Source organism: Nonomuraea sp. NPDC002799, assembly GCF_053592075.1.
Genome location: NZ_JBSFVA010000001.1, coordinates 308,609 through 323,679, shown reverse-complemented (window position 1 = coordinate 323,679; position 15,071 = coordinate 308,609). Strand labels below are relative to the sequence as shown.

Sequence of the window (15,071 nt, the reverse complement as noted above, 5' to 3'; positions counted from 1 at the left end):
GCGCCTGACGCTTTCAGCGGCTGACGAGCACGCGAAGCTCGTCCTCGACGAGCTTCGCGTCGTCGTTCCTGCCCGCCTTCTCCAGCAGCTTCAGCCTGCTCCGCAGCACGTCGCGGAGCAGGTCAGCCAGGCCCTCGTCCGGCTTCCCTGCCACCAGCTCCCGCAGCAGGCCGGCCGCGACCCGCAACGCGGCGTCGGCCGCGTCGCCCCGGCCCAGCTCCTGCTGGCAGAAGCCGAGCCGGGCGTGCGCCACCGCCCTGGAGAGCACGTCGCGCGTCACCTGCGTGCCCCGGTGGAAGACGAGGCCGGCCTCCAGCGCCCGGCCCGCCTCCATGAGCGCGTCGCCCAGCATCAGCATCGCCCTGGACAGCAGCCCGGACAGCGGCGGGTTCCCCGGCGCGTAACGCTCCAGCGCCGCGACCGCCTCGCGCAGCGGCCGGACCGCGTCCGCCGACAGGTCGCGCATCCGCAGCGCGGCGGCCAGCGTGAGGCTCGCCCCCGCGCGGCTGGTGTGCAGGGCCTCGGCGTCCATGCCGGTGGTCATGAGGTCGTCGTAGATCCCGATGGCCTCTCGCGCCCGCGCCTCGGCCTCCGTCCCGCCGTCCAGCCGCAGCAGGGGCAGCAACTCCGAGCTCTGCGCGAGCGAGTCCGCCAGGATCGCCCGGTACGTCAGATCGTCCGGCGACCGCCTGGCCAGCGGGATCAGCTCCTCCACCAGCTCGTGGGCCGCCGCCAGCTCGCCGAGCATCATGTGGCACCTGGCCAGGCGCTGCACCGCCAGCGCGTGCTTGACGGTGGCCGCGGGATGGCCGGTGGTGGCGATCCTGGCGTACTCGGCGGCCTCCTCCGGGCGCCCGGCGGCCAGCAGATCGTCGGCGATCACCGCGGCGACCTCGGCGGCGGCCTCCGGCCTGGGCAGCCGCGTGTAGATCTGGAGGGCCTCCACCAGGTGCGCCAGCGCCTCCTGCCCGCGCCCGAACGTCCGCAGCACCTGCCCACGGATCTGGATCGCCTGGGCCCGCACGGCCGGCAGCTCCTGTCCGCGCTCCCTGGCCCGCTCCAGCTCGGCCAGCGACCAGGTCACCGCCTCCAGCGCGGCCTGCGGGCGGTCCAGCAGCGCCAGACCGGCGCCGAGCTGGGCGTAGGTGAGGGCGGCGACGGCGGGGTCGTCCAGCTCGTCGCACAGGTCGGCGGCCCGCTCGCAGTGCGCCAGCGCCTCGACGGGGCGGCCGTGGTCCAGCAGCTCGACCGCGTACAGGCTGAGCGCGCCCGCCAGCTCGCGGCCGCTCTCCTCGTCGCCGAGCAGGTCGATGGCCTGCTCCAGCACGGCCGGCCCGGCATGCTCGCCTCGGCCGGTGATGGCGCCTTCGGCTCGGCCGGTGGCCCGCTCGGTGCCGGCGTGATCGAGTCTGGCCAGGGTGGCGAGTGCGCGGCCGAGCCGGCTCCGGTAGGCGCCGGAGTAGGCGGCCAGGCCCCGGTAGACGCGCACGGCCAGCCTGGCGCCCTGGACGGCGCTCCTGGTGTCGCCCGCCTGCGCGGCCGTGGTGCTGAAGCGGGCCAGGCAGCGGCCGTACCGGTCGTGCAGGTCGGGGTCGCCGCTCACCGGCGCCTGCCGTTCGAGGGCCTTGGTGAACGAGATGAGCGGCGGCAGCAGCGCGGCGGGATCCGCGTCGCCGGACATGCCGCCCAGATAGGCGGACAGCTCCTCGATGAGCGTTCTGAGCACCTCAGGACCGGGAAGGGGGCGCAGCTCCAGAATCCGGGCGTGCAGGGCGGCACCGGCGGCCGGGCCCTCGTCCAGCACGCGCAGCCTGGCCAGCCGGACCAGGGCCAGCAGGTGCACGTTCACCAGGTCGGGCGGCGCGGGGCCGTACGCGGCGAGCAGCGCGGTGCCCTCGGTCAGCTTCGCCCTGGCGGCGTCGTCGTCGTGCGACTCGGCCAGGCACAGGCCGCTGAGCTCCAGGCAGGTGGCGGTGAGCAGCCGCGTAAGCTCGGGCGGTTCCCGTGACAACACGTCGAGGGCCCGGGCGGCGGACTTGGCGGCGCCCGCCACGTTCTTGCCCGCGAAGCGGATGCCGCCCTGGAGGCGCAGCGCTCCGGCGAGGACCAGGGGAGCGGCCAGCCGCTCCGACACCAGCGCGGCGCAGAGCTCGACCAGCCGGTCGGCGGACGCCGCCGCGTCGGAGGGGCAGCCGGAGCCGGACAGCGCGAGGGTCTCCAGGATGAGCAGCTCGGCCAGCTCCAGGCCGGAGGCGGGGCTCGGCTCGTACGACTCGATGGCGGTGAGCAGGTGGGGCACCGCCTCCTTGTGGCGGCCGAGCCCGACGAGCGTGCGCCCGAGCGCCCCCGCGACCAGGCCGACGGCGACCGCGTGCGACCGGTCCGGCACGGCGTGCCGCTGGAGCAGCTCGGCCGCCCGCATCGCCAGCGCGAACCCGTCCCCGGCCCGGCCCGCGTCCGCCCAGGCGCGGGCGAGCAGGGCCTGGGCGGACAGGTAGGCGTGCAGGTCCGCCAGGGGTGGCTCGCCGGTGCTCTCGACCATCTGGCGGCGCTCGGCCAGCACCTGCTCCGCGTCGGCGGCGGCCCGCTCGGGACGCGGGGCGGCCAGCGCCAGCATCCAGTGGCGTTCCCGGCTCCGCTCCGCGGGCTGCTGAGATCTGCCGAGCCAGGCGCGAACCTCGGCGCGATGCCGCTCGTAGGAGCCGTCCCGCACGCTGAGGACGTCGTACAGCTCGGCGGCGATCTCCAGGTGCGCCAGGGCGTCGGCGGGCCTGTCCAGCTCGTGCAGGCAGAGGCCGAGCAGGCGTCTGGCCCGCGCCTGCGGCTCGGCGGCCACGCTCATGGCCTCCTGGAGCGGTTCGAGCGCCGCCGCCGGCCGGTCGTCGATCAGCAGCAGCTCACCCAGGTCGAGCAGGCCGGCCGCCAGGCGGGCGCGGTGCGCGCCGGGATCGAGGGTGACCAGGGCGCGCAGGTTCCGTACGGCCTCGGCGCCGGCACGGGTGGCGGCGTCGAGGTCGTCCAGGCGGCTGTGCAGGCGGGAGAGCAGGGCGGCGGCGTCGGCGAGCATGGACCGCAGCCCTGGCTCCTCCGGCGCGAGCGCGCGCAGGCGCGTGACCGCCGCGGCGGCCGGGACCAGCGCGTCGGCCGTCCTGCCCTGCCGGTCCAGCTCGGCGGCGAGCAGGTGCAGGCGGTGGGCCAGGTCACGGTCGGTCGGGGCCGCCCACTGCACCGCCGTCGCGACGGCGGTGGCCAGGCAGGCGCCCAGCTCCTGCGGCGTCCCGGCCTCCGGCTCCTCGAACGGCGCCAGCGGCGCGGGCATCGCCCTGGCCGTCGTGGTGGTGGCGACGGGCGGTGTGGGGGCCACCGACAGGACGTCTGCCAGGTCCGCCGCGAACCCGGCGTCACCGCCGGCCGCCTCGAACACCTCGACGGCCTCGTGCAGCCGCCCCGTCTCCAGCAGCGCGCACGCCAGGTTGTGATGCGCCCGCGCGGCCCGCTCCGCGTGCCCGGCGTCGTCCTCGGCCAGGATCCGGAACCTGGCCGCCGCCTCCTGCGCCGGCTTGAGCGCGGTGACCGGCTCGCCCGCCAGCAGCAGGCAGGCGCCCAGGTGGTACAGCGCCTCCGCCCGCCCGGCCGCCTCCTCGTACGGGGGCGCGGCGGCGAAGATCTCGACGGCCTCGGCGGCCGCGACGACGGCCTCGCCCACCCTGCCCACGGCCGCCAACCGGCCCGACAACGCCGAGAGCGCCGCCGCCAGCGCGTTCCGCCGCCCGCCGTCCCTCAGGTGCCGCACGGCCAGCTCGCCCAGCGTCACGTCGAGCGCCCGCAGCCCCAGGCGGGTGTCCCGGCGCACCGGCAGCGCCGCCACGGCCGCCGCGATCCGCCGGTCGTCGGCGAACAGGCTCACCACCCCGTTCAGCATGTCGCCGAGCCGCGTCGCGGGCGCCGCCACGGCCTGCGCCACCAGGCCGGCGATCCGCGTGACGACCAGCGACCGCAGCGCCGACCTGACCCGCTCGGCGCCGGCGGACAGCCGCAGGACGTCGAGCAGGCGCACGAGGTGCCGCGTCGTGCGGGCCTCATGGTCGTATACGGCGAGTACGAGCGCGTCCAGGCCCTCCGTTCCGGCGAGGAGCCGCTCGGCCACGGGATCGGGCCCGAGGGGCGTCAGCCGCTCCCCGCCTGCGAACACCCGGCCCAGCCAGGCGGCCACGTCCAGGACCCGGCCGCTCGGACCGGGGAGTGAGCCGGTGGCGTCCGGCAGGTCGATGCGGAGGCCGGGCACGGCCGTCAGGAGGAAGGGCAGCTCGTCGGGTGCGGGCGCGGTGAGGGTGAGGACCGCCACCGCCTGGCGGGCCGTCACGTCGTCCACCCGTTCGCGGCCGTCCACCCGTTCGCGGCCGTCCACCCGTTCCCGGCCGTCCGGCCGTTCGCGGTCGTCCACCCGTTCCCGGCCGTCCGGCCAGGCCCGCGCCCACCGGTCCCACTCGCCGGCGAGGAAGCGTTCCACCGGATCGCCGCCGGGTCCCGTGGTCTCGTCGCGCAGCCGCAGCAAGGCCGCCAGGTGGACGCGGAGCGGCAGGCCGTACTCGGGGTCGTTGAGCGGCGGCGGCGCGGGGAGCGCGGCCCGGCTGGGGGCGAACGCCTTCATGGCGGCCCGCGCGTGCTCGGTGCGCTCGGCGAGGGTGAGGGGATGGGCGTTGAGCTGGATGGTGGTGGTCGTGGTGAGCCGCCGCAACCAGCCGCCGGCCGCCGTGTCGAGGCGCCGCCACCACTCGGTGTCGCCGGGCTCACGGGCCAGCAGCAGGAGGCGTACGCGCGGGTTGTGCCGGTGCTTGGCCAGCCGCCGTATCAGGTCGCCGAGCAGCGGCGCGGACGGCTCGGGACGGTCGACGACCAGCAGGGCCGGGCCCGGCACGTCAAAGATAGCCGCGCGGTCGGCCAGCGGCCCGCAGACCGCGTCCAGCGACAGGAACCCCGTCGCCCACCCGGCCGCCGCCAGCTCCGCGCACAGCTCGCCCGCCAGCCGGGCCCGGCCGGTGCCGCTGCGGCCCGTCAGCATGGCGATCGACAGCGGGGCCGGCTCGGCGGCCCATCTGCGCAGCTCCGCCAGCTCCTCCGCCCGTCCCAGGAACGGCACCACCGCGTGCCGGGGCATCAGCAGCGTCCAGTCGGGACAGTCCGGCGGTAACTTCTCGCGGGCCGGGAAGGACAAGGACGTCAGGAGCGTCGACGGGTCGCCCTCGGCCACGGTTTCGAGGGTTCCCGGTGGCACGCCCGCCAGCTCGCGGAAACGTTCGTCGCCCAGCAGAGCGGTGACGGGGACGGCTTCCAGGCGGCGCTGGGCGTAACCGGCCGGGCCGGCGGCGATGACGCCGATGAGCTGCCCGGCGGGCTCGGCGAGCAGGGCGGCGCCCGACATGCCGTGCCAGAGGGAGATGGGGATCGAGCCGAGCTCCGGCGCGAGGACGGTCACCGCGAGCGTCTTCGACACCGCGCCGGTGGGCGGGCCGACCAGGCAGGCCAGCGTACGCGCGTCCCTGAACCCGGGCCGCTGCCCCGCCCGCGGAAAGCCCCGGGCCACGCAGCGGATGCCGGCCGCCGCGCCCAGGCTGGCGTCCGTGTCCGCGTCCGGGTCGGTGTCCGCGTCCGGGTCGGTGTCCGCGTCCGGGTCGGTGTCCGCGACCCTGGCCCAGCGGACGTGATCCACGCCGGGCAGGCCCGCCCACGGGGACCCGGCGACCCGCAGCAGCACCGCGCCCGTGCCGCCGCGCCCGCGCCACACCTGCTCGGCCTCCGTCCAGTGGGCCGACCCCGGCGCGCGGACCTGGCACGGCGCGCTGGGATCGACCACGTCCCCGGAGGTCAGCACCAGGTCGGCGCCGATCACATGACCAGAGCCCGTCACGCCGACGAGGTCGTCGTGACCGGAGAAAACCTCGACGACCCGTTCGAGCCTGAGGCGATGCGGTGGCGCGTCCATGGGTCCGCCTAGTAGCAGCTACGTCCCGACGTGTCGTCCCCTCGATCAGCTCTCACTATCGCACTCTGGGCAAGAATTTTCCGGCTTGTCAGGCCTTCTCGGTCGTGAGCCAGGCAGCCAGTCCGAGGTACACGACCCCGCTGCCGACGTCGAGGCGGCGACGGGCGAGGGCGGAGCCGCGGATCCGGCCGGCCAGGGCGGAGGCGAGCATCGCGTACGTGCCGTCGGAGGCCATCCCGAGCACGATCCAGATCAGCCCGAGCAGCAGGACCTGCGGCCCCACGGCACCGGCGGCGGGGTCGGTGAACTGGGGCAGGAACGCCAGGAAGAAGATGGCGGTCTTGGGGTTCAGCACGTTGACCACGAACCCCTGCCAGAACAGCCGGCGCTTCGACTCCACGCGCAGCTCGATCGTCTCGGCGGCGTTCTCGCGCCGGATCAGCTTGCGGACCCCGAGCCAGACGAGGTAGGCCACGCCCACGTACTTGACCACGGTGAACGCCGTGGCCGAGGCCGCCAGCAGCGCGCTGATACCCAGCGCCGCGGCGACGACGTGGACGATGGACCCCGTGTGCACGCCGAGCACGGAGATCAGGCCCGCGGAGCGGCCCTGTGTGGCGCTGCGGGTGACGATGTAGAGGACGGCCGGCCCGGGGACGAGGAGCAGTCCGAGCGTGGCCGCACAGAAGAGGGCAACTGTTGAGATGTCCGGCATGGGGCCATGCTAGACACTTTCTTCCAGCGTCTCCTCCGCGTTCTCAGCCTCTCCGGCGCGGTGCGTTCCGGGCGCTTCCGTGAGGGCGATTAGTGTTTCGGGCGCTTCCGTGCGGGTGTGCAGCGTTCCGAGCGCTTCCGTGAGGGCGCGCAGCAGTGCCTCGGTCGCCGGCGGGTGGGGCGGCTCGCCGTAGACGGCCGCGTACACGTGCCGGGTCGATCCGGGCACCACGGCCACCTCGACCGCCGGGTTGCGGTGCGCGCGCAGCGCGAGCCCCGGCAGTAACGTCAACCCCAGACCCGCCGCCACCAGCGCCTGCACGGCCACGATGTCATCGCTGGTGAACGAGATCCGCGGCTCGAACCCGGCCTTCTCGCAGATGTCCAGCAGGTGGCTGCGGCACCGGTCGCACCCGGCGATCCAGGCGGACCCGGCGTGGTCGGCCAGCGCGCCGGACGGAGTCGCGGACACCAGATAGCTGGGGTCGTCGAGCAGATGGATCATGTCGATGCCGCCGTCCTCGGGCGCTGTGTCGTCGTACCGGAACATCACCGCCACGTCCACCCGCCCGGCCCGCAGCAGCCTGAGCGCCTCGGGCGGCTCCGTCTCGGTGAGCTGCAGGCGCAGCCCGGGATGCGCCTCGGCCAGTCGCGTGGCCGCCTGAGGGACGAACGTGCCCAGCGCGGAGGGGAAGGCCGCCAGCCGCACACTTCCGGAACGCAGCCCCACGTGCGCGGCGAGCTCCTCGGCGGTGGCGTCGAGGCGGACGATGATCTCCGCGGCCCGCTCGGCGAGCAGCCTGCCCGCCTCCGTGAGCCTGATGCCGCGCCCGGCGCGCTGGATGAGCCGGGCGCCGGTCTCGGCCTCCAGCCGGGCCAGGTGGTGGCTGACCGACGGCTGGGAATAGTGCAGCTCCTTGGCCGCCGCGGTCAGCGAGCCCTTGCGGGCGACCGCGACGAGCACACGCAGGCGGGTGACGTCCAGCATTCATCAATCCCGTCTATAGGTTGCTCACAAAACTTCTGTTGGACCTATCGGTCGGAACATAGCACTGTAGAAGGGGAAGGACGATTGTCTGCATTCCCGAGGGGGACACCGTGAATATGGCCACCATGACCGCCAGGCCGGGCCTCGACACCCTCGTCTCCGGCGTCTCGGGGATCGTCGCCCGGCGGCTCGGGCGCAGCGAGACCGCGTACGCCGTCGCCGGCCTGCTCCGCGACCGGCTGCCCGGCCTCGGCCTGCTGACCTCGCGGGAAAGAGCGGGCTCACCCGACGGGTACGTCTCCCACCTCCTGCACGCCCAGGAGGACTTCTCGATCGTGGCGGTCGTGTGGCGGCCTGGACAGGACACGGTGATCCACGACCACGTGTCGTGGTGCACGTTCGGGATCCTCAGCGGGGTCGAGCACGAGACCCTCTACCGTGACCTGGGCGACCACCTGGTGGAGATCGGCCGGGCCGACAACCTGCCGGGCGAGGTGAGCGGGTTCGCCCCGCCCGGGGACATCCACAAGGTGTGCAACACGAGCGCCGAGGTCGGCGTGTCGCTGCACGTCTACGGCGCGGACGTCCGCAGGCTCGGCAGCAGCGTGCGCCGCGTCTACGACCTGCCGGTCAGATAGCGCGCGTCAATGACCCCGCGCGCGGCTACGACCTGCCGGTCAGATAGTCGGCCAGTTCGCGCGGCCTGGACAGCATGACCATGTGACCGCCGTCGATCTCGTCGGGCGTGATGCCGAGCCGGTCGCGGACGACCTGCCGCATGAACGCGGGCCGGAAGAACCGGTCGTCGCGGCAGAGCAGGAAATCGGTCGGCACGTCCGGCCACCCGTCCAGGGGCCACGGCTCCTCGTCGGCCTTACCCACCTGGGCGCGACCCCTGCTCAGGCCCTCCTTCGCCAGGTCCTCGGGCGCGTCGTGCATGAAGGTCGCGATCAGGTCGTCCATGTCGGCCCCGGGGAAGCCGGTGCCCCGCCACCACTCCGACGGCCGCTCGCCCGGGACCGGGATCATGGCCGTGACCAGCACCAGGCGCTCGGCCGGCACGCGGGCGCAGACGAGCGGGCCGACGAACCCGCCCCACGAGTGCGCCACCACGACCAGGTCACGGCGCTCCCCGACGGCCTCGACGACCGTGCCGGCGTAGTCGTCCAGGCCGGAGGACTCGTCCTCGATCGGCAGGTCCACCGCCACCACGTCGTGCCCCCGGCCGCGGAGCTCCGCGGCCACCAGGTGCCAGTCCCACGCGGAGCTGCCACCACCGTGGATCAGCGCGTACGTCGCCATGCACTCGTCTCCTCCGCCTACGGGGTCACGAACGGCTCATGGCGCAACCCTATGACCCATGGCATAGGGGTCCCGCGATGAGTTCGGGACGCCGGGCAAGTCTCCTCATGCGCAACCCGATCCGTACGACATGTGAGGAGCGACCATGGAACCGACCGCTGAGCTGGACGCCCGCTTCAGCGCCGACGATGCCCGCCCGACGCCCTGGGCCGAGGCACGCGACCAGCTCGAAGGGGCGCAGACGTACTGGCTGAGCACCGTACGCCCCGACGGTCGCCCGCACGTCACCCCGCTGCTCGCGGTCTGGCAGGACGACGCCCTCCACTTCTGCACGGGCGCGGACGAGCAGAAGGGCCGGAACCTGGAGGCCAACCGCCAGGTGGCGCTGACCACGGGCGCGAGCGCGCTGCACGAGGGCCTTGACCTGGTGGTCGAGGGCGTGGCCGAGCGTGTCACGGACGCCATAGAGCTCGAACGGCTCGCCGGCGCCTGGGAGGCCAAGTACGGCGCCGAGTGGCACTTCGAGGTCGGCGACGGCGTGTTCGTGAACGGGGCGGGCGGGCCTGCCCTGGTCTTCGAGGTGGCGCCGGTCAAGGTCCTGGGCTTCCGCAAGGGCGTGTACGGCCAGACCCGCTGGAGCTTCCAGCAGGTGCGCAGATAAATTTGCGCAACTTATATTGCGCAAATTTTCTTTCGCTTATAGGCTTGCCGTATGCCCGCCGACAGGACGAACCGCGTCAAGGACCTCGACACGCTCAAAGCGCTCGGGCACCCGCTGCGCATCAAGATCTACCGCGCCCTCTTCGTGGCGGGCACGGCCACCGCCTCCCAGCTCGCTGACCAGGTCGACGAGGCCGTCTCCCTGGTCAGCTATCACCTCCGCAAGCTCGCCACGCACGGCATCATCGAGGAGGCGCCGACAGACCGGGGCGACGCCAGGGAGCGCTGGTGGCAGCCGACCGCCACCGTCATCAGCACCAGGGACGAGGACTGGCGCGACGCGCCCGAGCGCACCGCCGTGCACACCGCGGTGTCGCGGGTCTACGCCCGCCAGCGCAGCGAGATGTACGAGAGCTATCTCGACGCGAAGCCCGGCTGGGACGAGGACTGGCGCAACGCGGCCTTCAGCTCCGAATACCTGGTCTCGCTGACGGCTGACGAGCTGAAGGTCTTCGGCCAGGAGCTCGACGAGCTGGTCACGAAGTGGCGGGCGCATGGCAACGCGGCCAAGGAAGCGGGTGACGCGGAGGGCCGCGAAAACGTCGCCGTGCACACGTACGGCTTCCCGTTCCGAATCTGAGGAGGGCTGATGTACCCCGACTTATACCTGTACGTCGAGCGAGGCCGAGCCCGCGAGCTGCGAGCCGAGGCCGAGCGCTACCGCCTGTCCCGGCCGGCCCACGCCGGCGCCTGGCGGACCCGCCTCGGCTGGGCCATGGTGGAGGCGGGCCTCCGGCTCGTGCTCCGCCGCCGCGTCGTGCACTATTAGTCCGGTTCGAGCTGGTGGCGCATGGCGACGGCGTCGCGGATGGCCCAGTGCTCGACGATCCGCCCGTCCCGTACGCGGATCATGTCCATGCTGCGCACCTCGTAGCGGCGGCCTGAGGCGGTGTGGGTGCCCCGGCTGAGGTAGACGTTGGCCGACAGGTCGTCGGTCGCGACGTTCTGCTCCACGGTGACGGACACGTCGTGGAACCCGGTCTCCCCGGAGGACATGCGCTCCCACTTGGCACGCCACGCCGCGCGCCCGTGGTGATCGCCGTCCGTGCCGCCTCGGTGGTCGATGACGTCGGGATCGATGAGCGCGAGGGCCGCGTCCATCCGCCCGGTCGCCAGCATCTCCGGATAGAGCTCCCGGATCCGCTGATGTACCTCGCCGGCGGTCGCCTTGTCCGCTCTAAGTGGGGAACTCCCCGTTTCTGTCATGCGGCTACACTAAACGGGGATATCCCCACTTGGCAAGGAGGCCGATGAGCACGCGTCCTCAGCGGGCGGATGCGCAGCGCAATCGCGACCTGCTGCTGGCGGCGGCGGCGCAGGTCTTCGCCGAACGCGGCACCGACGCGCCGCTCGACGACGTCGCCAGACGCGCCGGGGTCGGCAACGCCACCCTGTACCGCCACTTCCCGACCCGCTCCGACCTCCTGGTGGCCGTCTACGCCGACGAGGTCGCCCAGCTCTGCGCCGCCGGCGCCACGTTGCTGGCCGCCGGGCCGCCGGGGGAGGCGCTGCACGAGTGGTTGCGGCGGTTCGTCCACCACGTGACGGCCAAGCGCGACCTGGCCAGGGCCGTCACCGAGGACCGCGAGCGCACGGCCCCGCTGGCGGACTGGCACGACTCCATGCTCACGACCGCCGAGGCGCTGCTGGACGCGGCCAGGCGCGCGGGCGCCGTCCGCCCCGACCTCGACGTCCGCGACCTCCTGACCCTCGTCAACGGCATCGCCCTGGCCACCACGGATCCGGCCCAGGCCGAACGTCTCCTGACCTACATCGACTGGCGAGCGAGCTGATCACGTCATGCCGGCACGGAAGCAGAGCACGCGATTCCGGCGGATGGTGCTACGCCTGCTCACCCGGGTGTGGCGGCTGCTGGGCGGCCGAGTGCGGTGGCGGCTGGTCTGGCTGAAGCACGCCACGTTCATGGTCGGCGTCACCGGCGTCGTGCGTGACGACGCGGGCCGCGTGCTGCTGCTCAGGCACCGCCTGTGGCCCGAGGGCCGGCAGTGGGGATGCCCCACGGGCTTCGCGAACAGGGCCGAGACGTTCGAGGGCACCGTCGAGCGCGAGGTGATGGAGGAGACCGGGCTGACCGTGCGGGCCGGGCGGCTGCTCCGGCTGAAGAGCGGGTTCACCTTGCGGCTGGAGGTGGCCTACGAGGCCGTCCTGACGGGTGGCACGATGCGGATCGACCCCGTGGAGATCCTCGAAGCGCGGTGGTTCGCCCCCGACCGGCTCCCGGAGGGCCTGATGGACTCACACCGGCAACTTCTCGAACTGTGAAGGCCGGCGCGCGGCGCACCCGGTGAAGGACGGCCCGTGGCGCATCTTCCCGTGCCGGAGGGCGCGCGACGCGCGCCCTCCGCAGGAGGACCGCTAAATGCCGAGGGCGGAAGGCAGGCTCAGCTCGCGCAGGAACAGGGCCTCGGTGGTGGCCACCCGCCGCAGCTCCTCCAGGTCCACCCGCTCGTTCGGCGCGTGGATGGCCGCGTCCTCGTCCTCGGCCCCGAACAGCAGGATCTCCGCCGCGGGGAACTGCTTCAGCAACGTGTTCACCAGCGGAATCGACCCGCCGGCCCCCACATCCCTGGGCGGCCGGCCGAAGGCGCGCTCCATGGCCCTGTTGAGGGCGGCGCGGGCCTTGCCGCCCGAGTCGGCCTGGAAGCCGGAGCCCACGGTGAAGTCCCCGAACGACACCTGCACACCCCAAGGCGCCACCTGCCGCAGGAACTCCACCACGGCGTTGACCGTCGTCTTCGGGTCCCCGGCCGGAGGCACGCGCACCGTCACCCGCGCACGGGCGACCGGCTGGACCGCGTTGATGGCCCCCGACACGGACGGCACGTCCAGTCCGGTGACCGTGATCGCGTAGGAGGACCACAACCGGTCGGCCAGCGATCCCGATCCCACCAGGGAGACCCCGTCGAGCACGCCCGCCGTCTTCCTGAACTCCTCCTCCGACGCCCCCTGCCCGAGGAACGAACCCCTGGGCAGCCCCGGCACGCGGATGTCGCCGTTCTCGTCGTGCAGTGAGGTCAGCATGCGCATCAGCGCCGCCAGCGCGTCAGGGGCGGCGCCGCCGAACGAGCCGCTGTGCACGGCCTCCCGCAGGGTGCGGACCTCGATGGTGAACGCGGCCATGCCGCGCAGCGAGGTCGTGACGGCAGGGTCGCCGACGCGCGGGTTGCCGGTGTCGGCCACCACGATGGCGTCGGCCCGCAGCAGGTCCGGGTTGCGCTCGACGAACGCCTCCAGGCGCTCGCCCGCGTACTCCTCCTGGCCCTCGATGATGACCTTGATGCCCACGGGGAACCGGCCCTGGAAGGCGCGCAGCGCGGTGATGTGCGAAATGATGCCCGACTTGTCGTCCGCGCAGCCCCGCCCGTAAAGCTGCCCGTCGATCAGAGTCGGCTCGAACGGCGGCGTGCGCCACGAGTTCGGGTCGCCGGCCGGCTGCACGTCGTAGTGCGCGTACAGCAACACCGTCGGCGCGCCGGGAGGCGCGGGGGCCTCGCCGTAGACGGCCGGGAAGCTGCCCTCGACGGCGACCTGCTGGACGTGCGGCAGGCCGACGGAGCGCAGCAGCTCCTCCGTCGCCGCGGCGGCGGCGAACACGGGCTCCTGCGGGTGCCCGGGGAAGGCCACGGAGGGGATGGCGGCGAGCCGCTTCAGCTCCTCGATCGCCTGTGGCATCGAGGCGGCGACAGCGCTCTCAATCTGGTCAGGAGTCACGGACGGTCCCCCGGGATCGTTCTCTACGGAAGTTGACATTTTGCCTTCATTGCACCACACCGGGTTCCGGTCTGCGGAAACGGGCATGATGCGCGTGTCAATCTACCTGCGGATTTCGTTGCGGTTACATAGCGCTGCTGCGGATCTCGATTTTCTTGCACAATGTTGCGACCGATTCGCTTGGCAAAGCGCAGGTGAACGGGCAGACTGTGGGGAGTTCAGACACGAGGGAAGATAACCATGACGCAGCCGGAAATCGACGTCCTGAAGGCCGCGCAGGACAACCTGTGGTTGCACTTCACCAGGCACAGCGCCTACGAGGAAGCCGAGATCCCCACCATCGTGCGCGGTGAGGGGTCCTACATCTACGACATCCACGGCAAGCGTTACCTGGACGGGCTGGCGGGGCTCTTCGTGGTCCAGGTCGGCCACGGACGCCAGGAGCTGGCCGAGGCCGCCGCGAAGCAGGCCCAGGAGCTGGCGTTCTTCCCGCTCTGGTCGTACGCGCACCCGAAGGCAGCCGAGCTGGCCCAGCGCCTGGCCGCGTACGCCCCCGGCGACCTGAACCGCGTCTTCTTCACCACCGGCGGCGGCGAGGCGGTGGAGAGCGCGTGGAAGCTGGCCAAGCAGTATTACAAGCTGGTCGGCAAGCCACTCAAGCACAAGGTCATCAGCCGGCAGATCGCCTACCACGGCACCCCGCAGGGCGCCCTGTCGATCACCGGCATCCCGGCGTTCAAGCAGATGTTCGAGCCGCTCGTGCCCGGCTCCATCCGCGTGCCCAACACCAACCACTACCGCGCCGACGAGATCTCCGGCGTCAAGGGCATGACGCCCGAGCAGTTCGGCATCTGGGCCGCCGACCGGGTGGCCCAGGCCATCGAGATGGAGGGCCCCGACACGGTGGCCGCCGTCTTCGTCGAGCCCGTGCAGAACGCGGGCGGTTGTTTCCCGCCCGTGCCCGGCTACTTCCAGCGCCTGCGCGAGATCTGCGACGAGTACGACGTGCTGCTCGTCTCCGACGAGGTCATCTGCGCCTTCGGCCGGCTGGGCACCATGTTCGGCGGCCAGAAGTTCGACTACGTGCCCGACATCATCACCTGCGCCAAGGGCATGACCAGCGGCTACTCGCCCATCGGCGCCATGATCGCGCACGAGCGGCTGTTCGAGCCGTTCAAGAACGGCGACACCATGTTCGCGCACGGCTACACCTTCGGCGGCCACCCGGTCTCCGCGGCCGTCGCGCTGGCCAACCTCGACATCTTCGAGCGTGAAGACCTGCTCGGCCACGTCGCCAAGAACGAGCCGCTGTTCCAGGCCACCCTCGACGACCTTCGTGACCTGCCGATCGTCGGCGACGTGCGCGGCTCCGGCTACTTCTGGGGCATCGAGCTGGTCAAGGACAAGGTGACCAAGGAGACGTTCAACGCCGACGAGTCGGAGCGGCTGCTGCGCGGCTATCTGTCGAAGGCGCTGTTCGACGCGGGCCTCTACTGCCGGGCCGACGATCGGGGCGACCCCGTCATCCAGCTCGCGCCGCCGCTGATCGCGGGGCAGGCGGAGTTCGACGAGATCGGCCAAATCCTGCGTGGCGTGCTCGCCGAGGCGTGGGCTCGTCTGTAACCCCCTCAC

13 protein-coding genes are annotated in these 15,071 nt (G+C 72.8%); 7 read left to right on the top strand and 6 right to left on the bottom strand.

What is annotated here, in order from left to right:
• Nucleotides 1–13 precede the first annotated feature (13 nt).
• The 3 genes from ACWD0F_RS01415 to ACWD0F_RS01405 form a co-directional block, all read right to left on the bottom strand.
• On the bottom strand, nt 14–5,983 hold the full coding sequence (locus ACWD0F_RS01415; protein WP_449871633.1) for a hypothetical protein: 5,970 nt from the start codon (nt 5,981–5,983) through the stop codon (nt 14–16).
• An 88-nt stretch (nt 5,984–6,071) separates the two neighbouring features.
• Nucleotides 6,072–6,698 carry a LysE family translocator gene (locus tag ACWD0F_RS01410; protein ID WP_449871631.1) on the bottom strand — a complete coding sequence of 209 codons (627 nt, stop codon included), beginning with the start codon at nt 6,696–6,698 and terminating at the stop codon, nt 6,072–6,074.
• Between the two features lie 9 nt (nt 6,699–6,707).
• Entirely contained in the window at nt 6,708–7,685 is a 978-nt protein-coding gene (locus tag ACWD0F_RS01405; protein WP_449871629.1) for a LysR family transcriptional regulator, read from the bottom strand.
• Between the two features lie 125 nt (nt 7,686–7,810).
• Here ACWD0F_RS01405 and ACWD0F_RS01400 point away from each other — a divergent pair, with 125 nt between their 5' ends.
• Entirely contained in the window at nt 7,811–8,323 is a 513-nt protein-coding gene (locus tag ACWD0F_RS01400) for a cysteine dioxygenase (protein WP_449871627.1), read from the top strand.
• A gap of 25 nt (nt 8,324–8,348) precedes the next feature.
• On the opposite strand, the gene ACWD0F_RS01395 is transcribed toward ACWD0F_RS01400, so the two are convergent.
• Nucleotides 8,349–8,987, bottom strand: a complete 639-nt coding sequence (locus tag ACWD0F_RS01395; RefSeq protein WP_449871625.1) for an alpha/beta fold hydrolase — start codon at nt 8,985–8,987, stop codon at nt 8,349–8,351.
• A gap of 145 nt (nt 8,988–9,132) precedes the next feature.
• On the opposite strand from ACWD0F_RS01395, the gene ACWD0F_RS01390 reads away from it, so the two are divergent.
• From ACWD0F_RS01390 to ACWD0F_RS01380, 3 genes are read left to right on the top strand one after another with little or no spacing between them, the layout of a single operon-like run.
• Nucleotides 9,133–9,648, top strand: a complete 516-nt coding sequence (locus tag ACWD0F_RS01390) for a pyridoxamine 5'-phosphate oxidase family protein (protein WP_449871623.1) — start codon at nt 9,133–9,135, stop codon at nt 9,646–9,648.
• A 51-nt stretch (nt 9,649–9,699) separates the two neighbouring features.
• Nucleotides 9,700–10,287, top strand: coding sequence for an ArsR/SmtB family transcription factor (locus ACWD0F_RS01385; protein WP_449871622.1), 588 nt, complete (start codon nt 9,700–9,702; stop codon nt 10,285–10,287).
• Nucleotides 10,288–10,296: 9 nt separating this feature from the next.
• Entirely contained in the window at nt 10,297–10,476 is a 180-nt protein-coding gene (locus ACWD0F_RS01380) for a hypothetical protein (RefSeq protein WP_449871620.1), read from the top strand.
• Here ACWD0F_RS01380 and ACWD0F_RS01375 read toward each other — a convergent pair.
• Nucleotides 10,473–10,913 (bottom strand): ester cyclase, encoded by a 441-nt coding sequence (locus tag ACWD0F_RS01375; RefSeq protein WP_449871618.1) that lies wholly within the window; start codon nt 10,911–10,913, stop codon nt 10,473–10,475. The two genes, ACWD0F_RS01380 and ACWD0F_RS01375, sit on opposite strands and share 4 nt — an antisense overlap.
• Before the next feature lie 44 nt (nt 10,914–10,957).
• On the opposite strand from ACWD0F_RS01375, the gene ACWD0F_RS01370 reads away from it, so the two are divergent.
• A complete protein-coding gene (locus ACWD0F_RS01370; protein WP_449871616.1) occupies nt 10,958–11,500 on the top strand; it encodes a TetR/AcrR family transcriptional regulator in 543 nt (180 codons plus the stop codon).
• Between the two features lie 7 nt (nt 11,501–11,507).
• Entirely contained in the window at nt 11,508–11,990 is a 483-nt protein-coding gene (locus tag ACWD0F_RS01365) for an NUDIX domain-containing protein (protein WP_449871614.1), read from the top strand.
• A 93-nt stretch (nt 11,991–12,083) separates the two neighbouring features.
• On the opposite strand, the gene ACWD0F_RS01360 is transcribed toward ACWD0F_RS01365, so the two are convergent.
• Nucleotides 12,084–13,439: a M20/M25/M40 family metallo-hydrolase gene (locus tag ACWD0F_RS01360; RefSeq protein WP_449871612.1), complete on the bottom strand. Its 1,356-nt coding sequence runs from the start codon at nt 13,437–13,439 to the stop codon at nt 12,084–12,086.
• A 240-nt stretch (nt 13,440–13,679) separates the two neighbouring features.
• On the opposite strand from ACWD0F_RS01360, the gene ACWD0F_RS01355 reads away from it, so the two are divergent.
• Complete coding sequence (locus ACWD0F_RS01355; protein ID WP_449871611.1) at nt 13,680–15,062, top strand: aspartate aminotransferase family protein; 1,383 nt, start codon at nt 13,680–13,682, stop codon at nt 15,060–15,062.
• Nucleotides 15,063–15,071: the final 9 nt, after the last annotated feature.